Genomic DNA, 22,437 nt, shown 5'->3' with positions numbered 1-22,437 from the left:
GATACCATTTAGCGCATCAGTCGAACAATGGCATCGCTTCTAATAGCCATGTATTTCTTTCGCCTTGCTCAGGCGTCAATAAACATGGGTAGATGTTCAGCTCCCTTATCGCGCTATTCAGGCGATACGGCCAGTCGCACAGTAACCAAAATGCCGCCTCCAAGATGCGTGCTCTTTCCCATATTGGCCGATCATCGAACTTGTTGACGCGGCGATTGATCTGCCGCGTCTCGTGTGGCCTGATCTGCTCTTGAACCCAGTCATATAATTCACCAGTACGGCGTGATGAGCCAATACGATTGCACAGTAGGTAGAGCACATCGAAAAAAGTTTGTGCCGATTCGAAGGTACGCTCATGCAAGAAGGCACTGTGTCGAAAGTGACAAAATATGGCTGCCTGTGCAGCTAGCATCGCTTGCTGGTCAGCCCAGTCATAGGTTTGTGCGCTGGCCCAACTCAAGTTGAAGCAACAGCGATAACAATTGACGGTAGGAGGATACCCACGGCGATGTCGATGCCCCAGTTCTGCTCGATGAAACATCACAGGTGCTTTGCAATTGGGACAAGCATCCAGCATCAAAACATGGTGGTGATCGCACTCAACGTAGAAGGACAGCCGCCAGCACCGCCTAAAGTACGGTACATCCGAACGCAAGCATAGTGGACAGAATTGCAGACCGTGTCTGCGAGTACGGTGATACACCCCAAGTGGCAAAATCCAGCGCGTGTTACCAAAAGGATTGTGTTTTGCATAGAGATAGTCACCGTAAGGCCTCAGCGTCAGTCGCAATAGATCTTCTGGTACTTGACCTGTCACTTCGGCAAGTGCGTCGATCGCCTGTTGACTCGCCAGCTTATCTTGATCTCGCGCCCAAAAAGAGCTGGGGTACCCGAAAAGGCGATCCGCCAGTGTCTGCACTTTTAATCCATTCGAATGCGAAAGACGCGTAAACCAATGGGTAAAGAGCTCGTCTGGGAGCGGCTGCGGATGAATTGGCAACCGACGTCCGGTTAAACCGTAAATCCTGGTCATGATGATTTTAGAGATCGGCGATGTCAGCAATCTCCTCGCCAATGCATTGCGTAATTTCCTCTTCGGAGATCAGTTCGTTGCCGGATTTGATAGCGGTAATGGCGGCCTTGTTCAATAAATCAGATACGTTTCCGGTGACACCTAACGTCGCGCGATGAATTAGCGATGCGAGACTAGAGTCATCTAGTGCGGATGGCCGTCGTAACGGCAATAACATTTCAAATCCCGCGAGTAGCTCCATGAAATCTTCATCGTCCTTGAATCGCTTTAATGGCAACTGCTTGAGCCTGCTCGAAATTTGTTCGTCTGCGCGCACGGCATTAACTGCTTCGGCGGTGCCGGCCGCTACGATTGGACGCCTCAACTCGTTCATTAAATATTTGATGGAATTCAATCCCTTTCTCTGCGCCGTCGCACTACCTTCCAACAGATTGTGAATCTCATCAATAATGATAATCCGACAGCCTACAGTTTGAACAAGGCTGATTGCGTCCGCGCGAACTTGATGTGGTTTGGCGTTCGAAGACGGGACAGCGTTCAATTTCCTCAGTATTTCAGGGTAGATACCTTCCTTGGCCGTATCCGGATATTGAATCGACAGAACCGGTACGAGTGCAGCTGGCCCGTCCGGATTATCTGTGGCACGGTGATTTTTCATGAACTGATCGATGACAGCACTCTTTCCCATTAAGGATCGGCCAACGATCAATCTCCCTTGCGGACGCACGGAGTCTTCCATGCGATAAAGAGTTTCAAGCTCAGTTAAAATTTCCTCGGCACGGCGATGTACAACAAATCGATCTTGCTCGATGTACTTGATTCGCCTCTCGTTTGACTGCTCCGCCATACGGGCAACGTTGGGATGGAGATGTGGGTAGCGCTCCTCACGTGTCATCTTTATGTGTCCCCTCTATTATGTCGTTTGGAATTGGTGCCTCCCTAACCAAATTTTTCAACCTAGCCAGGCGTGTTGGATCAAGCCCTTGCTTTTTGACCGTGGTGGTGGCCGACGGCTTCGGCACCGGAGGAGGCTGTACTAGGGCAGTTCGTTCGCGACGAGCGGCTTTTTCAGTTTCGCGCCGGGTCTGTTTGGTCTTCTTCGCCGATTCTTCCACCATTTCCAGTCGACGGATCTTGCTCTGATAGCGCTCTTCCTTGAATTCCTCCGCTGGGTTACCGCGCCGGCGCTTGCGCGCGTCGTTTTCCCATTTACTGATAGGGGACTTGCGCAGATCGGCAAACGGTACCTCTATATAGGCGGACGAAGTATCGTCGTAGAGCCAAACCTTTGATATGTTGCGCGGATCGTAGTGCACCTCAAACTTGCGATCCGATAGCGGCTTGGTGAGGTCGATGCTGTCGCTCAGGAGCGTCAGAGCCCCGCTGTAGTACTCCTCGCCTAGGATTTTGACTTGCCCTTGGCGTACGGTGCGCATCTCGAATGGCATCAGGGACAGCCGCAGGGATAATTCGTCGACGGGTCGCTCAGGCAATCCTCTAGGCGGCATGACGTCACCTTCAAAAATCCCCTTACGCCAGCGCTGCAAAGGCGTCATCTTGTTCATGCCATCCCCAGAATGTTCATCCAGGTGATAGTCATTAACGAGGAAGTCCGCGAAAAGACGGTCAAATTCCGCCAGTGTCATGACTGCCCGCCCCTCGGAGTCGTATTCCGCCCGTTCGGTAGGATTAGAGAATTTGGTGCCGGGCAAGCTCTTGATCTCGAACATGAAAGTACGGAACGCGCTTTCGACGTGGCCGCCAAAGTTGGGACCGCCGACCGGCCGATTGCGAATATTAAAACGATATTTTCGCCTAGCACCATGCATCATGCGGCCATTCAAATCTCCACCATTGTCGACGTGAATGAGGTCTGGGAAACCCCAGCAAGGCCATTCTCCGGAGATACCCAGGTCACGCAAGTATTTTTCTTTCGGAAGAAAGGCGTGTGCCAATGCCATGCTAGTCGACAACGTGGACGGTGCCTCAAATGTCACGTAGTAACCCAGGATCATTCGGCTATACGTATCAATCACGATGGTTAGCCAAGCGTCGCCGATCGGCTGGCGATCAATCTCGTCGACAAAACAAATTTGGCAGGGTGTGTGGTCGACCTGAACAATCGCAAGAGGGTAGTCGTTGCCTGGTAGATGGCCGGCCTTGGGCCGATACTGGTCGCGCACCTGGTTCTTGCGGCCTTGAAACTGTAGGCGCTTTTTGAGTGGGGTGCGTTGCTCGATGCTGTAAACGGTCGACTGGCTAATTTCCGGCAAACCGAGCTCCCGGCATTTTCCATTGAGGAGCTCAATGACATCCCTCATCGACTTGGGTGTTTCGATGAAACGATACCTCCTCAGATATTCCTCCGCTAGATCAAGCACTTCCTTGGACAACCGTTTGACACCGGCATCGGAACGCACGGCGCGGTGCAGAGCGTCAGCGCTGTTGTGTTGCTTGAGGATCTTAAGCCGACGATAGACGCTTGGCGTGCTGTAGCCGAATCGCTCGGCCATCTCGGCGATCAGCTTACGCCTGTCTTGCCGTCGTGCAGCAAGCACCATTTGCGCGAACTGGAATTCATCAGAGGTCGTTACGCTATCTTGCTTTTGCGTATCCGACAGATCACGTTCGACTGGTTGGGCTCGTACTTGACGCTGCTTGAGGCGGACTGCATATATGCTGGTTGCCAGCGAGGTTGGAGGTGATGGCTCAGTGTCAAGCGTTTTGGCCAGGGAATTGGCATTCCATTCGACCACTTTCAGGTCAGGGATCGCCAAATATTCCCTGTGGCTGTCCACCACGCGCTCCGCCAGAACCCTGTCGAATCCTTCAATCCAGACGATGCGCCACTGCGCGTCTGCGCAGTTGACTATGGAACCTTCACGAAGAGGGAGGCTGGTTACCTGCATCAATTGAAGTCAGGATCGTCTGTAAAGTAAGGCGCTTCGTTAAATCGACATGGATCTGTTGAGTTGCAATCAGTCGATAGCAATTCGGAAATATTTTAGCGCGAGATTCCAAATTTTTGGCAAATTTTTTGATAAATTCCTCCAGACTGATCGGCCCCTCCTGCGTCAGGCAAGCCAGCATTTGAGCGTCGATCTGGCTGGCAGGAGTGTGCTCCAGGTAGCGCATCAGGAACTTGGCATTGTCGAGATAGGGCGTACGTATCTCGCGCTCGTACACGATGGAAAATTCCCAGCCGCGCATCGCCGCAAGGCGCGAGGCGGCGGCCCATTTGAGTTTATTTTCTGCTGCATTTTCGGTGCGAGGAGGATAGGGGCGATCTTTCTTGTTGTCCTCATCGAGGTTCGGTTTGATCTCGCATAGCCTTGAGGGCAGATCCCTGGATTCGGTCAGATCCTTGCGGAAATGAACCAGCACGTCGGGGGTATAGGTGCGCATCTTGCCAGCGTCGTCTTGCCAATCTACCTTGACCGACTGCGTCTCTATTCGCTCGCTGTCGACCAGGCGGTTGAAACGCATCAGTACCAGAAAATCTTCTTCTAGCGTCGACTCGAATTGCTGGTCATCCGGGGTAGTGCCAGTGACTTTGACGGGGCTTCGGGTGATTTTTCGGGTTGGCATTCATCGTACTCCTATAAATAGGCAAAGTCTTCGAATCGATAAGAAAGGCGAAAGCGATGATCTGATTTTTCGGTCAAGGGCCTCTGGGGTCATAGGTGAACAATCTTAAATACTGGTGCACGTTAGCTGCGCATTATATTGGAGCCAGTTTCCTGTGCTGCAGTGGTTTGACACGAACTCAAAGAACAGAAATTAGCACCATCGAAATGAGGTTGAAAACTATGTTATTTCGAGGTCACCTGTGCGACCACATGTTAATATTACGATAAAATTTAAAAATTCAGAGCTCCTCCCCTTCTATTGGGCGGCTTTAATTCTTCGAGGTTAACGTGTTCTCGCTGCTTCACTTATCAGACTTACATAGATCGCCACACGATCCAATTGAAAATACATCCTTAATTGATGCGCTGCTTGCCGACCTAGATCGATACATTGTTGAAAAACCTGAGGTTCCAAAACCGGATGCAGCGATCATCAGTGGCGACATTATCCAAGGCGTGAAGCTTGGTACTCCAAATTACGCTAACGAACTGGCACAGCAGTACGATGTCGCATATGAGTTCCTGTGCTCAGTGGCCGAGCGTTTTTTTGGTGGGGATCGTAGCCGCATTGTAATTGTTCCAGGTAATCACGATGTGTGTTGGAACACTGCGCGAGATGCTATGAGGGAGCTTGACCCAGAGGAGCCACCAATCAAAGCCTATGCAGAGCTATTTAAGGCTTCCAACAACCTACGTTGGGACTGGTCATCTCGAACGATCTTCGATATTAATGATTCTAACATTTACAAGAAACGCTTAGATTCCTACTGGACATTCGTTGAACGATTCTATGAGGGCGTTGATCTCAAACATCCTATCGACAGGGAGCGCGGTTTTAATTTATTTGAGCTCGATGGCGGGCGAATCGTCATAGCAGCACTCGAGTCGGTGCATGGCAACGATTGCTTTTGTCGTCAAGGTGCCATAAAACGTGGCGTGCTAGGAGCATGTTCTCTAAGTATTCGCGACCTTCCACAACAACCAATCTTACGCATGGCGGCGTGGCATCATAGTTTCCAAGGACCGCCACACGGCGACGACTATATGGATATCGTGGCGGTACAAGAGATGGTGGGGTGTGGTTTCAGGCTAGGGTTTCATGGACACCAACATCAGGCAGACGCTAGCGCATATTCGATCCATCTTCCTGACGAGTTATCTATGGCGATTTCCAGCGCAGGATCCCTTTGCGCTGGCTCGCGCGAGCTTCCTCAAGGGACAAACCGCGAATACAATATTGTAGTGATTGACGACTCCTATACTAGCGCTCGAATACACGTGCGGGAAATGACGCAAGGCAACCATTTTGGCCGATGCGGCCGTGGTGTATTTCGAGTTGATGGCTTTTCAAAGCTGCGCTGGAGTTTGCCGGCCGGACGTGCTGGGGCCGCCCCCCTGGACCACCGTAGTTTTGCAGCAACGACAGTTCTGAGGGCAGAAAAAGCGCTGCAAGAAGGTAACGTGGATACGGCGCTGGAGCTCCTAGAATCTCTTGGAGCGGACATCGAGGGTTACGCACGAAAATTGTTCATCGAGGCGGCGCAAAAAAGCTCTCAAACGGAAAAGTTAATCTCACTCTTACAGCCACCACAAAGTATTGACGAATTTGTTGTACTTATCGGTGCTTATTTTTCTGCAAATATGCTGAGTGAAGCTGAGGCACTACTAAGCAGAGCCAATGAATTCGGGATTGATGTCGGCACCCAGAATAGCCTATGGTCAAAACTTGACTTTAAAAAGATAATGAGGAGAAGTAATTGAGCACTGCATTCATTCCATTCGCTGTTGACACATCGCGTGTACTGGAGCTTCTGGCTAAGCAGATTTATCAGTCGCCGCTTGCATTGTTGCGTGAAAATACACAGAACGCGTTCGATGCAACATTGCTTCGCAAGTACCGCGACCAACAGTATGAGCCTCTTATTGAGATTGAAGTGACACCGCAGCGAGTGATGGTTCGCGACAATGGAATCGGGATGACTCCGGACGATCTCGCGCGTCATTTTTGGCAAGCGGGTAGCAGCAGCAAGAATACAGAAGAAGCACGTCAAGCCGGCGTTGTTGGGACATTCGGGATTGGCGCAATGGCGAACTTTGGTATCGCAGATACGCTGGAAGTGACTACGGAAAGCGCGATTACTGGAGAGCGAACACGATGCGTTGCAAAACGTGACGAGCTTGTTTTCAATCAGGACTGTATCGCCACAGAAGGGCTTCCATCAACCGGTCGCCCAGGAACTGAAATTGTTGCGAGCATCATCCCTGGTACACCCTTGGATATAAATCAAGTGAAGGCTTACGTTGCCGAGTTCGTTGCACTACTGGAGACGCGAGTGACCGTAAACGGTGAGTGCGTAAGTGGGCAGCAAATAGCCAATCTGGTACCACCTGTTAGCGTCGCATGGAGTGAAGAGAAAATCGGAGTGCAAATTGGCCCACGCTTTGTCGCAGACCTTGAACTTAGACTCTCGAATAACGCTGATATTAGTTTAATTACTAATAACATGAGATGGAACGACACTCCATTGAGTGGTCGGCTGTTACTCCGCAGTGGCGTTCCTACCATAAGGACATTCCGAAGCGGCTTCGGACTCGCTACAGTTTCCGTCGGATCTAGCTACCAGTTCGGTGGAGTTGCAGATATACAAGGTTTCCAGCCTACTGCTGGACGAGAGGCACTGACCACTGACAGCATGCAACTTCTACAAAATGTGATCACCGAAATTGATGCCTACATTTCGCTTCTGTTGGCAACTCGTCCCGAGGCTGATTCCAGCACACCCTTCATGCAATGGGTGTGCGCGCATGGGCGCTATGAACTTTGTGGCCAACTCAAAATTTCCATGCACCCCGGAGAACGGGAACCGCTTGAGGAAATCAAAGCAAGGACTGTGACCGCTCCAATGCCAGTGTATGACGGTGCCGACCAAACAATTATTGCTAGCTTTTCCACTGACGATAAGCCTCTTCTTATACTTGCGAGGAACAACCCACGTAAGCAATGTGAATTGAATTACCTACAGCGATACTGCAAAGTACAGACCGTCGACAATGCTCCTCGAATTGATAAGCTCATACCGGAAACAGAGTGGACTAGCGCCCAAAGTGCATTGGCTTTTCGTATTGTGGCAGTTTTGGAGACCGATTATTTCTTAAACAGCCCTCATGTCATCTTCGGAACGGTCTCTCATGGACTGACGATGCTTGTGGAGTCAAAGATTGAAACAACAAAAATTGTGCTCGACCCTGCAGGTCCAGCAGTGGCAACCATTCTTGGCCTTTACCACACTGAATATGGTGCTTTTGGAAGTATGGTAAAAGATTTCGTACGTAACGCAGTTTTCCCGAAGGTCGCCGACAAAGTGCCGAGTAGCACACGACAAGGCGCTGAAGCTTTTTTGAGGGCAATACGGAAGCCACGTGAGATCTTTGAGTACGAAGAAACCGATACGTCGAATCTGTCGCTGATTTGGAGCAATTATGCTGAAGGCAAGATTTCACTTAGCGAAGCGGTGAACCAATCTAAATCGGCGGTTCGCAGCTCCATTCAAGTTGTCGAAGCTGGAACTGCAGGCCAAGTGGCCGATGTTGTTCCAGATGTTGTCCGAAATGAAGAAGCGATGCGGAATATCAGCGATGACGAGATCGCTACACTGGAGGCATTGCCAGCTATTATGCGAACAGATGTATCAAGTTCTATGAAGCTACTAACAATTCCCCGTGATCAGCCTGCGCTTCGCGGATATCGCTGCTTCATTGCGCTTACTGAAAAGGTCCGGAATGAAATGGGTGACTTTTTCTTGCAGCCGCACAAAACGTCTATTGTGTGGGGCGGCCAAAAAGTCCTCTTCATTTTCCTACACCACTCGGGTGAGTTTGGGCTGTACTACGACCTGCAAACGCGCGATTCAATTTCACAGCATTCCGGTGGTAAGACTTATCAGACTTCGACGATGGTATTGAAGAACGCTATCTATATTCCTGTGCCTGAGGAGATTGAAGGTAGCTTCATTCCTTCGGGAGGCGAGAGAAAGCGCTTCGAGGTACGTTGCGATCTCCTGCGCGTGGATGGAAAATAGATGTAAGCCTAATCTCCCGTTAAGCATGATAAAAGCTGACAGAATGCGCACACCATGCATATCATGACTTCCGCAGATTTTCTAAGCAAGAACCGATCGGAAGGACCTGTACGATGCCCCTTCCATGCACTGTGCAAGCAACTGAGCCATGGTGCAAGGAAGGGGAAAATACAAATCATTGCAATAAATTATTAAATAACATTTAACACTTTTGTATCGTTGGTAAATAACACCTTAATGTGCAAGCTCTTGCCAGAAGCGTGCAAATTGTCGCTATTATTTTTGTAATGAGCGTAGTTCGGGACATACGAGATTCGGATACAGTTGATCTTCATGTTTTGTTCTGCCAGTTCTCCGGACACGGGCCTGCGACCCAGCGGACAATTTAGCGTGACCAACTAGACTTAATAGCAATTTAGAAAATATCTCCCAAAAACTGGGTAATTTTCTTAAGTAATTTTGTGAAATTCTTAAATAGCGATAATTTGACCAGTGGCAGCACACCGCGACCAGGTGAGATTTCACTGGCCCATCGTGGCGTGCTGTTTCTGGATGAATTGCCTGAGTTTGACCGCAAGGTATTAGAAGTCCTGCGCGAACCGATGGAGTCAGGTCGCATTCATATTTCACGCGCAGCGCGTCAGGCAGAATTCCCGGCGGCGTTTCAACTGATCGCCGCAATGAATCCCTGTCCCTGCGGCTATCTGGGTCATCCGAATGGTAAATGTCGCTGTTCGCCGGATCTGATCGCGCGTTATCAGGGCAAGATTTCCGGCCCGCTGGCAGACCGTATCGATGTGCAGATTCAGGTTGGGGCACTGCCCCAGGCAGATTTAACCCGTCAGGCCGATGGCGAACCCAGTGCCGCCATCCATGCGCGGGTGGAGGCCGCGTTTGCACGTCAATTGCAGCGCCAGGGCTATGCCAATAGCTTCCTCAATACCCGTGCCATCGACACCTATTGCCGCGCTGACCAGCGCGGCGAAGCACTGCTGCAGCAAGCCATGCAAAAGTTCAGCTGGTCAGCCCGCGCCTACCACCGCGTGCTCAAACTGGCACGCACCATCGCTGATCTGGCTGGCAGTGAGCTGATACAACCACCCCATATCGCCGAAGCCATACAATACCGGCGCGCGCTGGCAGAGCATTGAAATCAGCGCAGACATGACCACATAGGGGAAGTACTGTCTTCCTCAGGAGTCCATCATGTCCCCACAAGAAACCCAGGTATTGCAGAATTTTCTGGACCAGTTAGTTCAGGTCAGCGCTGTGAACCCCGACCCGCAGGCACAAACACTGATACAGCAGGCGGTCAGCAAACAACAGCACGCCAGTTATCTGCTGGTGCAGCGTGCATTGCTGCTGGAACAGGCGCTGGCAGACGCTAACAGCCAGATCGCCGCATTACAAGCGGATTTACGTGAGCAAAAAGCACTCAATCAATTGAATCAACAGACCAATAGCCAGACATCACCGCGTTTTCTGGATGCAGGCAATACAGGCTGGGGGAATAGCGCAGTGACGCGCCCGGCAGCGACATCCGCCATGGCGGCAAGCTCTTATCCACCTGCGACGCCATCCACTCCAGCCTGGAATCCCGCTCCGGCAGCGGGTTCTGGCCTGTTCGGTCAGTCCGGTTCGATGTTGGGCACAGTCGCAGCAACAGCGGCTGGCGTAGCAGCCGGTGCCTTTCTGTATCAGGGTATCAGTCATATGATGGGCGGCACGGCTCAACAGGGGCTGGCTTCCGCCCCATCCGGTGCCGCCAGTCTGAGCAATAACGATGGCGGACTACAACCTGGCTATTTCGATCAGAATCAGCCGCTCAGTTCACCACTGGAGAGTCTGGATCAGGACAGCGTACAGTCACTGGACGACAGCGCAGGTTTAGACAGCAGTGACATGGATCTGATCTGAAACACCCACAGCTCAGTCCGGCCCCGCACAGGAATCCCATTCCGGCGGGGCTTTTTCTTTTTAGTGCAGCCACACATAGTCAGGCGTAGGCAGACGATACAAAGCGCAACATAGCCATACATTTCTGCGACGAACTACTTTTAAAATCTGTCGTCCAAACCGGACTGGATTCGTTGTATGCTCACGTGCAATCATCACCATGTTGTGCCACGTACCTGAAGAAAAAGAGAGCTCATGTTTACCGCAACAAGACTGCAAAAAATTCTCAGCATCGCTGCCCTCTGCGGTTTATCCGCATGTCAATCTCTGATGTCTCCACAGAGTGAAAACAAACGTCCAGCCTTGCCACCGCCATCCAATACCTTTGTCAAAGCGGGTGTAACGCCTGAAGCATTACTGAACCGCATTACCTGGGGCAGTAACTTCAGCACCAAACAACAAGTGCAGGCAGTCGGGCTGGATCGCTATCTGGATCAGCAACTGCGTGGTCAAACCAGTGTGGTGCCACCAGCGATACAGAATCAGATCAATGCGCTGACGATTTCTCAGAATTCATTTGAAAGTCTGGTGCGCCAAATGGAGGCAAAACGTATCGCCTCTGAACAGCAAAAAGGCACTGACGACACGTTGCGCAAAGAATATCAGCAAGAGATGAACCGGCTCGCCAAAGAAGCTGCCAGCCGCACGCTGTTACGACAGATTTACGCCAGCAATCAATTGCATGAACAATTGACGTGGTTCTGGATGAATCACTTCAACATGCACAATAGCAAACACAATCTGCGTGTCATGATAAGTGATTTTGAAGAGCATGCGGTACGCCCTAATGCGCTCGGCAATTTCCGCGATTTATTACGCGCCACGGTATTTCATCCGGCCATGCTGCGCTATCTGGACAATGAATACAATGCGGTCAACCGCATTAACGAAAACTATGCGCGTGAGCTGATGGAGTTGCATACCATGGGCGTCAATGGCGGCTACAGCCAGCGTGACGTACAGGAACTGGCGCGGGTACTGACCGGCGTTGGAGTCAATCTGAGTAACGATGCGCCGAAAATTAAGCATGAAATCAGCCATTTATATGTCAGACGCGGTTTGTTTGAATTCAATCCGCAGCGGCATGACTTTGGCGATAAACAACTGCTGGGCAGCACGATCAAAGGCAAGGGTCTGAAAGAAGTGGATGACGTGCTGGACCTGCTGGTCAGACAACCAGCGACTGCGCATTTCATCAGTCAAAAATTGGCTAATTTCTTTGTCTCTGACCAGCCTTCGGAAGTCCTGATCAACGCGATGGCGCAAAGCTTCCTGAGCAGCGATGGCGATATTGCCTTCACCTTGCGTACCTTATTTGACTCACCGGAATTTATCGCTTCGCTGGGTAAAAAATTCAAAGACCCGCTGCATTACGTCGTGTCCTATGTCAGGCTGGCCTATGATGGTTCCGCCATTACCAATACCTCACCGCTGCTGAACTGGCTCAATACCATGGGCCAGCCATTTAACGGCCGCCAGACACCGGATGGCTATCAAATGACAGCCAGTGCCTGGGCCAGTCCGGGCCAGATGAGTACCCGTTTTGAAATCGCCCGCCTGCTGGCGAATGGCAGTCCGAATCTGTTTAAAGCGGAAAAAACGGAAGGCAGCGCGGCACCCATTGCGCCTGCCAGCATTCCCTCCTCCAACCTGGCCAATTCCGCTTATATGAAAAACTGGGTAAAGAGCACCAGTCCACGCACACAGGAAGCGCTGGGAAAAGCCGGCTCGCCTACGGAATGGAATCTGTTCTTCCTGTCTTCGCCAGAAATGATGCATCGTTAATTGTAAGGAATCCACTATGCAACGCCGTCAATTTTTGAGCGCCATCGCTGCGCTGTCCGGTGCCAGTGGCCTGAGCTGGAGCAGTCAGGTGATGGCGGGAGCCGCCAACGCGAATTCACAAGCGCGTTTTCTGCTGGTTTTTCTGCGCGGTGGATACGATGCGAGTCACTTCCTGATCCCGCACAGTAGTCAGTTTTATTATGACGCCAGACCGAATATCGCGATCGCGCGCCCTGGCAATCAGCCTGACAGCGCCTTATTGCTCAATAGCGAATGGGGCTTGCACCCAGCCTTGCGCGAGAGTTTGTACCCGATGTTCCAACAAGGTGAAGCCAGCTTTATTCCATTTGCCGGAACCGATGATTTGTCGCGCAGCCACTTTGAGACCCAGGATAGCATAGAGATGGGACAAGCCTTACAAGGCAGCCGCGATTTCCATTCTGGGTTTCTGAACCGGCTCTCGACCGTTTTGCAAGGCAGCCAGGGTGTCGCCAGCATGGCATTTACCGATCAGTTGCCGCTTATTTTGCAAGGGGCGACCAGTACCACCAACCTGGCCCTGAAGAACCCGTCGAAAACCAGCGTTGATGAGCGCCAGCGTGCCATCATCAGCGAAATGTATAGCGACAGCGGACTCGGTGCTCAGGTCAACACAGGCTTCCAGACCCGCGCCGACGTGATCAAAGAGCTGCAGGAAGAAATGAATTCAGCCAACAGGAATGCAATCACGACCAAAGGATTTGCGTTGGAAGCTCAGCGGATTGCCAAACTGATGCGCGAAAAATATGCCCTAGGTTTCGTTGATGTCGGTGGCTGGGATACCCACGTAGATCAGGGTGGAGCAAAGGGCACGCTGGCTGGGAAATTTGAAGAGCTGGGTCGTGGTCTGCAAAGCTATCGCGAGGAAATGGGCAGCCAGTGGAAAAACACCACGGTGGTCGTCATCAGTGAATTTGGCCGCACCTTCCGTGAAAACGGCAAACGTGGTACCGATCACGGCCATGGCACGGTGTACTGGGTGCTGGGCGGTGGTTTGAACCGCGACCGCGGTCAGGGTCGTATCGCGGGTGAGCAAATCATACCGGCACCGGGTAAATTATTTCAGAACCGCGACTATCCGGTTTTGAATGAATACCGGGCGGTATTCGGCGGCCTGTTTGCGCGTCTGTATGGCTTAAACAGCAAACAGCTGGACACTGTGTTTGCGGGAGTGAAAAGCAAGGATCTGGGCATCCTCTGAGTTCCGCGCAAAGCACGCCTGACTGTCTTACGCCAGGTGTGCTTTGCGCTACGCTTTTACCGTTACAGTCTGCAAAGGCAGGTCGATATAAAAATGCGCGCCGCCACCTTGTTCAGGCGCGGCATTATAGAAGCCGATGTCACCGTCCATGTAATGCACGATTACTTTCGAGATCGCCAGTCCCAGACCGGTACCGCCCTTAGAGCGGGTATCGGAAGAATCCGCCTGTGAAAATTTTTCAAATATGCGGTCGCGGAAATTTTCAGGGACGCCATTACCCTGATCAGCAACGATGATACGAACCCGATTGGCTGCGATCATTTGTGTCATGACACGGACTTGCCCGCTGTCCGGTGAATATTTACAGGCATTGGAAATCAGATTCGCCATGACTTGCTGGAAGCGTCCGGCATCGACCCGCAACAACATCGCCCCCAGTACAGTCAATTCGGGTTCAGCGCCTTCATCGAGTACCAGTGAAACACCGAGACTGGCCGCCATGCTTTGATTCTGTTGAATAGCGTTGTCCAGTAACTGACGCAAAGGAAAAGAAGCAAATTCAAAATCCATTTTTCCGGCTTCAATTTTCTGTACATCGAGCAGATCATTGATCAGCCGGGTCAGGCTTTCACTATTTTTTTGAGCGATCTGTATCAAACTACGCATTTTTTCCGGCACAAAGCCTATCGCCCCGCCACCGATCAAGCCCAGTGCACCTCTAATCGATGTCAGCGGCGTACGCAACTCATGACTTACGGTGGAAATAAATTCGGCTTTCATGCGCTCTATCTTGCGCCGTTCTGAAATGTCGCGCACGATGATGATCAGCTTGCGTTCGCCAGCAAGCTGGTAGGCACTGATAGACAACTCAGCCGGAAAAGGTGTGCCATCCTTACGTACCCGCTCTGTTTCCAGGCGCGCTTTGCCCGTAAGTTGGAAATTTTGCTGAGATAAGGCGAGTTCCAGTAAATCCTGCTTACCTGGCGGTGCAAACAGCTGGCTGTTTTTACCGATCACTTCCTGCGCACTGTAACCATAAATCGCTTCAGCGACAGGATTGACGGCTTCAACCTGACCCTTATCGTCTATCATCACAATACCGTCGGCTGCATTTTCAAATATCGCAGTAAGACGATCTGAGGATACTTTCAGCGCGGTTTGTTGTTGGGTCAGATTCGCCAGCAAGGTGGTTTGGTTCTGATTAATGACGTCCGCTTCACGCTTTAATGCAGTCATGTCCTGCATATCACGCTCACGCTGCAAGAATAGCTGAATCAAAATACGGAATGCAGCTATCACCGCCGCAATCGCGCCTGCTGTGACGATTGCAATTGCCATACTGATTTTGCGCCAGTCCGCCAGATAAACGTCTTCATCCACAGAAAAATTCAGGATCAGCGGATACTTATCCAGAGTCTTAATCGCCGTCATGCGTGTCGTGCCGCTGGCATGTTCTGCGCCATGCGCCTGCCCGGTGATAAATATGCCGGAACGTTTTTCCTGCTCATGCACGCGTTGATACATGCTCGCATCATGCACATTGCGCTGGCCCATTACTGCACTGTTTTCCGGCCAGCGCGCCAGATAGGTCAAATCTTCACGCAACAGGGAAATCGAGGCACCGCCATTGACGCTGAGTTTTTCATACATTTGCGCATAAAATTTCGGCGACAAACCCACAATCACGACACCTATGAACTCTCCATCGCTACCGGTCAGGCGATGGCTCAGAAAAAACAGCCATTCCCCAGTCGCTTTACTCTGTACCGGATTACTCAAATAAATACCGACCGACGGGCTGTCGCGCTGCGCTTCGAAATAATCGCGGTCGGCTAAATTGTATTTCGGCGCAGGAAATTGTCTGGAGCTGCTGACGACGTCGCCATGTACATCCAATACTGAAATCACTTCAATGGCAGGGAACAAGGCAACTTTTTCAGCGAGCATCTGATGAAAGTCTTCGGTACTCAGCTGTTTAGTCAGATACTCGGCACTGACACTCCAGCGATCCTGAATGCGTTCGGCCACACTGGAAATCGCTGTGTAGGCGAAGTCCATTTGCTGGCTGGTGTTTTCCGCCAATACCAGACTGAAGGTTTCCGCCTGTTTCTCCCATTTATGGATTTCCTGCAGCCTTAAGGTCCAGATAAATGCACTGGCGGCCAGCAAAATAGCCAGCACCAGGCAAAATCCAAATGCCCGTGCAATGCGACTGGTACGTACTCCTGCAGGTTTCATGATGTAATTTCGAGACAGGTCAGATCAGTAGTGTTGCTTCTCAACATATTTCCTGATTGCACTTTGTATAAATTTTGTGAAATGATAGGACATTGCAACTAGAGAAATCTATGTTAATTGCAATTAATTCCTATTGGAAATATTTATTTCATCATGGAGTCGCTCAAAACGTATTCAGGCAAGCATCGCGCTTATGCTTCCCCCCTTGTTTTAAGGCAGTTCCGTGATCCATCATAGCCGGAGAGAGCGGACACTCAGGCTAACTGTAAGCCAGTCCTTGCAGTGATTCCGGACTTTTTGAGCAGAGTGTCGCGAATTCACACCATAGTCAAACAGCAATAAATTTTTACCAGCAAGCAAGTAAGCATCCATCACCTACGAGGAGAACCCTGTATGAAACAAGCAATGATCAAAACTGGTCTGTTACTCGGTATGCTGCTGTCATTCGCGCCGGCACATGCGGCCAAGCTGGCCTGCGACGCGATCATAGAAAAAATCAATACCAAGCTTGATGGCAAAGGCGTACACGATTACACCCTCAAGGTGATCAGTAAAAATACAGAAACGAAATATCGTGTGGTGGGTGTGTGCGAAGGTGGTAGCCAAAAGGTGATCTATATCCGCAAAAAAACCGCGAAAAAGAATGATGTGGCCGACGCAGAGCCTAAGGCAGGTGCCTGAGGCAGTAATACGCGGAACCGGAGTAGGTAGCTAGCAAAGCCTCCTGCTCCGGCGTCAGCATAGTTTCTTGCTCAAAACCAAAACGCTGCCAGAAGGAAAGTGTATTTTGTACCGACACCAGGCACAAAGCAGCATAACTGCGCTGCCTGGCCAGCTGAATTGCCGCCTCGAATAAACGCGCTGCCACCCCTTGACCAGCCATGCGTGGCGCCACTGCCATATCATGCAAATACAGTGCATTTGCCGCAGAAGCCGGTGCAAAGTCTGCACCCAAAGCCGAGATTTTTCCGGTCACAGAAGGATAGCCAGCCAGGTAAGCACCGACACCTGCCGCGTCTTCGGCCACCCATGCGCTATCCGGTGCCACTTGCAAACGTTCAAGCAACAGAGATTGTGGCTCTACCATAGCCACTACATAGACTTGTGCCTGCACCGCGTAAACGGCAGGCACATCTTCAACGCGCATGGCGCGTATCCTGATTTGCATCGCTAAAAATTATTTCTTCGATTTGGCGGAGGCCGAGGCGGAAGCAGAAGCCGAGGCTGAGCTTTCTTCCTCGCTGTGTTCTGCTTTGGGCAGCGGCGGCTCGTTCGGCGCAATTTCCGGTTTGACGTTGTCTATCTTATTTTCGCGCATATAGTCATTCATTTCTTTCCAGCCTGCGTAGACCGCTGCTCTTGCAGCATCTGGATTGAGCGCATAACAATCTTCAATCGCGCGTCCGGCATGGCGACAGGCGCTGCCAGTCGCTTTGGCATCGGATTCTTTTTGTGCGGCTTCCTTGGCCGGATCAGCCAGGCCCAGGCGATCACAAGCTGTGGTCAACAACAAGAGTGCTGCAGCAATAGCAAGAGAAGAACGAAGCGACATAACTCCACCAGAATAAAATAAGCAGAAGTCCCGGACGGGCTCCAGCGAAAAGGTTTGCCATCCTGTACAAATGTGACCAGGATGCAGATTCGGGTTTATGATACCCCAGTGTAGCCAAGCTTAGGCAATCCTTATCATGCGGTTAAACATGCAAAACCCATTCTGTTCAGCGCTTACCCTTATTTCTGCTTTTTATCGGTCTATGCCAGCTGCGGCACGTTCATGCTGAGCGGGATATTAGCCGCACTGAGTGCAGGCATAGTGTGGGGTCTGGTATTTGTCACTCCCCTGATCTTGCCGGATTACACTGGCATACAATTATCATTGGGTCGTTACCTGGCCTTCGGCCTGATAGCCTTGCTACCGGCCTGGCTGGACAGACGTCGGATGCGCCAGCTCACACGCACAGACTGGTTATGCGCATTCCGGCTGGCACTGGTGGGTAATCTGATTTATTACGCTGCGTTGGCCAGTGCGATACAACTGGCTGGAGCGCCCTTACCCACGCTGATTATCGGCACCTTGCCAGTCGTGATTGCGATCTGTGCCAAATTATTTGCGACTGAAGGGGACCATCACATCGCCTGGCGTCATTTAGTGTTGCCACTGGGACTGATCGCCGGCGGACTGGCGCTGGTCAACAGCGCGGAGCTTGCCCAGCTCCATCCCGGACAATGGCGCAGCTATTGGCAAGGCGCATTACTGGCCTGTATCGCGCTGGCTGCCTGGACCTGGTACCCGCTGCAAAACAGTCGCTATCTGCAACAACATACGCAGATTTCAGCCAGCACCTGGGCCAGCGCCCAGGGCCTGGCCACACTGCCCCTGGCTGCAGCCGGCATGCTGCTCTATACCCTGTTACAAGATGCCAGCCAGCCAATTGCATTGCGGCTGACCGGGCCAGAACCCTTACGCTATCTGGGCCTGATGCTGGTACTCGGTTTTTTCGCATCCTGGCTCGGCACCCTGCTGTGGAATTACGCCAGTCAGCAATTACCGCGCGGCCTGAGTGGACAGTTAATCGTGTTTGAAACACTGGCTGCACTGACCTACGCCTATTGCTGGCGTCAGGAATGGCCCGCACCCGCCATCCTGCTTGGGATCGCCCTGCTGGTCTTAGGTATCATGGCAGCCTTAAAACGTTTTCAATCCTGAGTGAGGTGGAAGCTGTGTACAACTTCGTTTTTTCAAAATGCGCAAAATACGCCTGGCTGGCATCCCTGAGCCTGCTGCTGTGCGCGTGTAGCCCACGCTTTGACTGGCGCGAGGTAACAGGCAGCGAGCAGCCTTATCAAGTGTTAATGCCAGCTAAACCAGCATCGATGTCCAGAATGGTCCAGTTGGCGGGACAACAGTTAAGCATGCATATGCTGGCGGCGGAAGCCGGGCAGATCAGCTTTGCCGTTGGCAGTGTGCAGGTAGCAGACCCCGGACAAGCCGGACTGATTGCCAAAGCCATGCGCGAAGGCATGCTGGCGAATTTGCGCGCCCAACCCGAACAAATACAAACACTGGCTAACGGTCACATCATCGCCAGCGGCAGCAGTCCGCAAGGCCAGCCTTTAAAAATGGCAGCGCGCTTCATCATTGATGGCAAATGGGTGTATCAACTCGTGGCTATCGGGCCGGAACAGGCTTTACAGGACGAAGTGGCAGACAATTTTTTGCAATCTTTTAAAGTGAATAAATCGAAATGAACCTTTCAGGCACAGAATTCGGATTATGATAGAAGTGCCTGCAATCTATGTCCTGTTGGCAATTTTGCACACTACAGGACTGACGCAAAATTGTCCCGGCAAGGCTAAAACCCCTTTGGTGCTGTGGGAAACATCGCTGGTAAGCGATGTCCGTTTCGCCAGCAGGCAACATGTTGCCTGCAACCCTGGCTACACCTTGGCGACGCAGGCAGTACGCATGTACGACAAGGAGCCATAACGCAGCTGGGGCGGTTTTGCGTAAGTCCTAACTACAAGGTGTGTGCAAAACGTATAGCTACCATCCCAAATCAAGGAGAACTGACCATGCTGATCACATTCAAATCAAAAGCAGCAAGCGAGATCACCATGTACAAAGAGCATGCCAAACGCATACTCGAAATCCTGCACAAAGATGTGGAACGCGGCGTGATTACGCCCGCTGAACTGCCACATGCCATAGAAAAAATTGACGCCGCCGTCGCCGACAGCAAAGCGCATCCGATTTCCGATGAAGTCAGCCGCGATGTGAATGCCCACCATAACGCCAACGGTGACGACAATGATCACGAAAAGCCTGAGCCAGTAAGCTTTGCCACCCGGGTCTACCCGGTACTCGAAATGCTACACGCTGCCAATAAAATGCAGCGAGAGGTAATGTGGGGAGTGTGAGTGCATGAGCGCCCATATCGAACAAACCCGGGAATGGGAATACATCAGCGCTGATGGAATTCCCTTATTCGTCAGAGACTGGCCGGGCCCGTCTGCAGGCAGCGCTCAGGATCAGGGCGTGCTGATCTTGCATGGTATTGGTGAACACTGTGGTCGCTATGCGCATCTGGCGCGTTTTTTCAACCGGCTGGGCTTCAGCGTCAGAACCTATGATCATCGTGGGCACGGTCAATCCGGCGGACGGCGCGGCGATGTGCCCGACAGCCAGCGCATTTTGCAGGACGCGCAGGCTGTGTTGCAGGAATTCCGTAGCCATCTGGGCAGCGACCCGCTACTGTTCGGCCACAGCATGGGGGGACTGTTCGCAGCCCGGCTGGCGACCGGCAATCTGGTGCAGATACGCGCACTGATCCTGTCATCACCCGCGCTGGCAATACGGATGAACCGGGCGCAACAGTTATTGGCTGCGATCGCACTCCGGCTGTTCCCGGGAGTGCCGGTACCTAACGGCCTGCATACCCGTTATCTGACCCATGATGCTGAGGTAGTACGTGCCTATGAGAATGACGCCCTGGTTCATGGCGGCATCAGTGCACGGCTGCTACATTGCATGCTGGACGCCATGCAAGACAGTCATGCGCAAGCTGCCAGCCTGAATATCCCCGTATTGCTACAATTTGCCGGCGATGATCACCTGGTTGATCCGGCCGGCAGTCTGCGCTTTGCGAGTCAGTTGCCCGCCACCTTGTTGACCATGCATCAATATGCGGGCATGTATCATGAAATTTACAATGAACTCGATGCCAGCACGGTGTTTGATGACCTGCGCAGCTGGCTGGAGCTTCATCATTTCACGCCTGCTTAACTGCGCTATTAACTGCGCTATTCACTGCGCTAATTTGTGTCGGTCAGCCGATCATGCTATGTCGGCGTAAAACTGCTCAGGCTTATCATTCCGGCTATCCTTTGCTTTCAACACGGCTAACGCATAGGGCGTAGCCGTGTGGCAAATCTTCACTCAGCAGAACAGGGCAAGACCTTTTTTGCCTCAGTTCTAAATCATTCGGCACATTTTCTGGGCCAGCAAGCAAACTTGCATAGCGGTATCGCTGTGCTCACTGGTACACTAGGGCCTGAAACCGGTATTTACAAAACACATATATGCAAGATCAACCAAGAAAAACCCTGAGCAAACCCAACCGCACGACGAGTGCAAAACCGTCAGATAATAGTGTAGCGTTACTGGAAATAAAACCAGATTCGCTGGCATTCAGTCTGGCCGGTGCAGCACAGGCGGTCGCCTATGTACTGGAAGGCACAGCGCTGCCGCAGGCACTTAGCAAAGTGTTTGCGCAAACCGATGCGCAGCCTCAGGCACGCGGAGCGATTCAGGATATTTCTTACCGTACCATGCGTCAGGTGGGCAAAGTCGATGCGCTGCTCAAAGCCATGACTAATAAAACGCCGGAACCTGCATTGCTGTACGGCTTATTATGCTGCGCACTGACCTTATTGGTACGCAATGAAGGCGAAGAAGCACCTTACGAAGATTTTGTGGTGGTCGATCAGGCGGTCAATGCGGCCAGCTCAAACTCGCACATGGTGTTCGCCAAAGGCATGGTGAATGCGGTACTGCGCCGTTATCTGCGTGAAAAAGATGAGTTACAGAAACTGGTCAGCAAGCAACCAGCCGCAGTCTGGAATTATCCACAGTGGTGGGTCGATCAGACTAAAGCCGCCTGGCCACAAGACTGGCAAACCATACTCAAAGCAGGCAATGTCGCGCCACCGATGACACTGCGTGTCAATCAGCGTCAGACCAGCCCGCAAGCCTATCTGGCCTTGTTGGCAGAACATGGTATCGCGGCCAGTCAGATCGGCCCGGTCGCGATCAAACTGCAAAAACCGATGCAGGTGCAGTTGATACCCGGTTTTGAAGACGGTATGGTCTCGGTACAGGATGCCGCAGCGCAGCTGGCCGCCCCCTTACTCGACATCGCCCCCGGTATGCGGGTATTGGACGCCTGTGCAGCACCCGGCGGAAAAACAGGACACTTGCTGGAACTGGCAGATATCGATTTACTGGCGCTGGATGTCGATCCGGTGCGGATAGAGAAAATCCATAATAATCTTGCCCGTCTGAAATTATTCGGCGCCATTAAAGATGGTGATGCCAGCCGCTCCGGCTGGTGGGACAGAAAGCCATTCGACCGCATACTGGCCGATGTGCCGTGTACCGCATCCGGCGTGGTCAGGCGTCATCCAGACAGCCGCTGGTTACGCCGCAAAACTGATACTGCCCAACTGGCAGCCTTATCCACCCGTATTTTGGATAATCTGTGGCGCATGCTGGCACCAGGTGGAAAAATGCTGATGGTGACTTGTTCGATCTGGCCCGCAGAATCTGAATTGCAGGCCGCTGCATTTGCGGAACGTCATGGCGCGATCCGTCTCGCTGCACCGGGTCAGTTATTGCCTAGTCTGGGCAATCCGTCCGATCCTGACAACGAACACGACGGATTATTCTATGCCTTGTTCCAAAAGCCCATGCAAAACTGA

General features: G+C 51.8%; 19 protein-coding genes and 1 pseudogene. 13 read left to right on the top strand and 7 right to left on the bottom strand.

Annotated elements, in window-relative coordinates:
- Window positions 1-16: 16 nt before the first annotated feature.
- Genes EYB48_RS07635 through EYB48_RS07620 form a run of 4 tightly spaced genes read right to left on the bottom strand, consistent with a single transcriptional unit; the run spans window position 17 to window position 4,621 of the window.
- Entirely contained in the window at window positions 17-1,033 is a 1,017-nt protein-coding gene (locus EYB48_RS07635) for a TniQ family protein (protein ID WP_162019733.1), read from the bottom strand.
- A gap of 7 nt (window positions 1,034-1,040) precedes the next feature.
- Window positions 1,041-1,928 carry a TniB family NTP-binding protein gene (locus tag EYB48_RS07630; RefSeq protein WP_162019732.1) on the bottom strand — a complete coding sequence of 296 codons (888 nt, stop codon included), beginning with the start codon at window positions 1,926-1,928 and terminating at the stop codon, window positions 1,041-1,043.
- Window positions 1,918-3,942, bottom strand: a complete 2,025-nt coding sequence (locus tag EYB48_RS07625) for a Mu transposase C-terminal domain-containing protein (protein WP_162019731.1) — start codon at window positions 3,940-3,942, stop codon at window positions 1,918-1,920. Before EYB48_RS07625 ends, EYB48_RS07630 begins: the two co-directional genes overlap by 11 nt.
- Window positions 3,914-4,621, bottom strand: a complete 708-nt coding sequence (locus tag EYB48_RS07620) for a TnsA endonuclease N-terminal domain-containing protein (protein WP_162019730.1) — start codon at window positions 4,619-4,621, stop codon at window positions 3,914-3,916. The genes EYB48_RS07625 and EYB48_RS07620 overlap by 29 nt, the downstream gene beginning before the upstream one ends.
- Window positions 4,622-4,950: 329 nt before the next feature.
- On the opposite strand from EYB48_RS07620, the gene EYB48_RS07615 reads away from it, so the two are divergent.
- The 6 genes and pseudogenes from EYB48_RS07615 (at window position 4,951) to EYB48_RS07590 (ending at window position 13,722) form a co-directional block, all read left to right on the top strand.
- Complete coding sequence (locus EYB48_RS07615) at window positions 4,951-6,423, top strand: metallophosphoesterase family protein (protein WP_162019729.1); 1,473 nt, start codon at window positions 4,951-4,953, stop codon at window positions 6,421-6,423.
- Window positions 6,420-8,741: an ATP-binding protein gene (locus EYB48_RS07610; RefSeq protein ID WP_162019728.1), complete on the top strand. Its 2,322-nt coding sequence runs from the start codon at window positions 6,420-6,422 to the stop codon at window positions 8,739-8,741. The genes EYB48_RS07615 and EYB48_RS07610 overlap by 4 nt, the downstream gene beginning before the upstream one ends.
- Window positions 8,742-9,235: 494 nt before the next feature.
- Window positions 9,236-9,892: pseudogene (locus EYB48_RS07605) on the top strand (ATP-binding protein); the annotation flags it as partial.
- A 55-nt stretch (window positions 9,893-9,947) separates the two neighbouring features.
- Complete coding sequence (locus EYB48_RS07600; protein ID WP_162019727.1) at window positions 9,948-10,658, top strand: DUF2076 family protein; 711 nt, start codon at window positions 9,948-9,950, stop codon at window positions 10,656-10,658.
- Window positions 10,659-10,967: 309 nt separating this feature from the next.
- Window positions 10,968-12,482 (top strand): DUF1800 domain-containing protein, encoded by a 1,515-nt coding sequence (locus EYB48_RS07595; RefSeq protein ID WP_162019726.1) that lies wholly within the window; start codon window positions 10,968-10,970, stop codon window positions 12,480-12,482.
- A gap of 16 nt (window positions 12,483-12,498) precedes the next feature.
- A complete protein-coding gene (locus EYB48_RS07590) occupies window positions 12,499-13,722 on the top strand; it encodes a DUF1501 domain-containing protein (RefSeq protein WP_162019725.1) in 1,224 nt (407 codons plus the stop codon).
- Between the two features lie 48 nt (window positions 13,723-13,770).
- On the opposite strand, the gene EYB48_RS07585 is transcribed toward EYB48_RS07590, so the two are convergent.
- Window positions 13,771-15,960 (bottom strand): PAS domain S-box protein, encoded by a 2,190-nt coding sequence (locus EYB48_RS07585; RefSeq protein ID WP_162019724.1) that lies wholly within the window; start codon window positions 15,958-15,960, stop codon window positions 13,771-13,773.
- Between the two features lie 393 nt (window positions 15,961-16,353).
- Here EYB48_RS07585 and EYB48_RS07580 point away from each other — a divergent pair, with 393 nt between their 5' ends.
- The gene (locus EYB48_RS07580; RefSeq protein ID WP_162019723.1) at window positions 16,354-16,641 is read left to right on the top strand and encodes a DUF1161 domain-containing protein; all 288 of its coding nucleotides are present in this window, start codon (window positions 16,354-16,356) and stop codon (window positions 16,639-16,641) included.
- Here EYB48_RS07580 and EYB48_RS07575 read toward each other — a convergent pair.
- Window positions 16,625-17,107 carry a GNAT family N-acetyltransferase gene (locus tag EYB48_RS07575; protein WP_162019721.1) on the bottom strand — a complete coding sequence of 161 codons (483 nt, stop codon included), beginning with the start codon at window positions 17,105-17,107 and terminating at the stop codon, window positions 16,625-16,627. The genes EYB48_RS07580 and EYB48_RS07575 overlap by 17 nt on opposite strands.
- 30 nt (window positions 17,108-17,137) lie before the next feature.
- On the bottom strand, window positions 17,138-17,512 hold the full coding sequence (locus EYB48_RS07570) for a hypothetical protein (protein ID WP_162019719.1): 375 nt from the start codon (window positions 17,510-17,512) through the stop codon (window positions 17,138-17,140).
- Window positions 17,513-17,734: 222 nt separating this feature from the next.
- On the opposite strand from EYB48_RS07570, the gene EYB48_RS07565 reads away from it, so the two are divergent.
- The 6 genes from EYB48_RS07565 to rsmB all read left to right on the top strand — a co-directional run bounded on the left by EYB48_RS07565 (window position 17,735) and on the right by rsmB (window position 22,437).
- Window positions 17,735-18,667: a DMT family transporter gene (locus EYB48_RS07565; protein WP_162019717.1), complete on the top strand. Its 933-nt coding sequence runs from the start codon at window positions 17,735-17,737 to the stop codon at window positions 18,665-18,667.
- Window positions 18,668-18,681: 14 nt separating this feature from the next.
- The gene (locus EYB48_RS07560) at window positions 18,682-19,209 is read left to right on the top strand and encodes a hypothetical protein (RefSeq protein WP_162019716.1); all 528 of its coding nucleotides are present in this window, start codon (window positions 18,682-18,684) and stop codon (window positions 19,207-19,209) included.
- Window positions 19,210-19,234: 25 nt separating this feature from the next.
- Entirely contained in the window at window positions 19,235-19,447 is a 213-nt protein-coding gene (locus tag EYB48_RS07555; RefSeq protein ID WP_162019714.1) for a hypothetical protein, read from the top strand.
- Window positions 19,448-19,533: 86 nt separating this feature from the next.
- Entirely contained in the window at window positions 19,534-19,878 is a 345-nt protein-coding gene (locus EYB48_RS07550) for a DUF1840 domain-containing protein (RefSeq protein WP_162019712.1), read from the top strand.
- 4 nt (window positions 19,879-19,882) lie between these two features.
- Entirely contained in the window at window positions 19,883-20,743 is an 861-nt protein-coding gene (locus tag EYB48_RS07545) for an alpha/beta hydrolase (protein ID WP_162019711.1), read from the top strand.
- Between the two features lie 296 nt (window positions 20,744-21,039).
- Entirely contained in the window at window positions 21,040-22,437 is a 1,398-nt protein-coding gene (gene rsmB / locus EYB48_RS07540; RefSeq protein ID WP_202927715.1) for a 16S rRNA (cytosine(967)-C(5))-methyltransferase RsmB, read from the top strand.

Source organism: Cognatundibacterium crateris (genome assembly GCF_010078235.1).
In the GTDB taxonomy this organism is placed as follows: Bacteria; Pseudomonadota; Gammaproteobacteria; order Burkholderiales; family Burkholderiaceae_D; genus Undibacterium; species Undibacterium crateris.
This window is presented reverse-complemented; position numbering and strand designations above follow the sequence as displayed.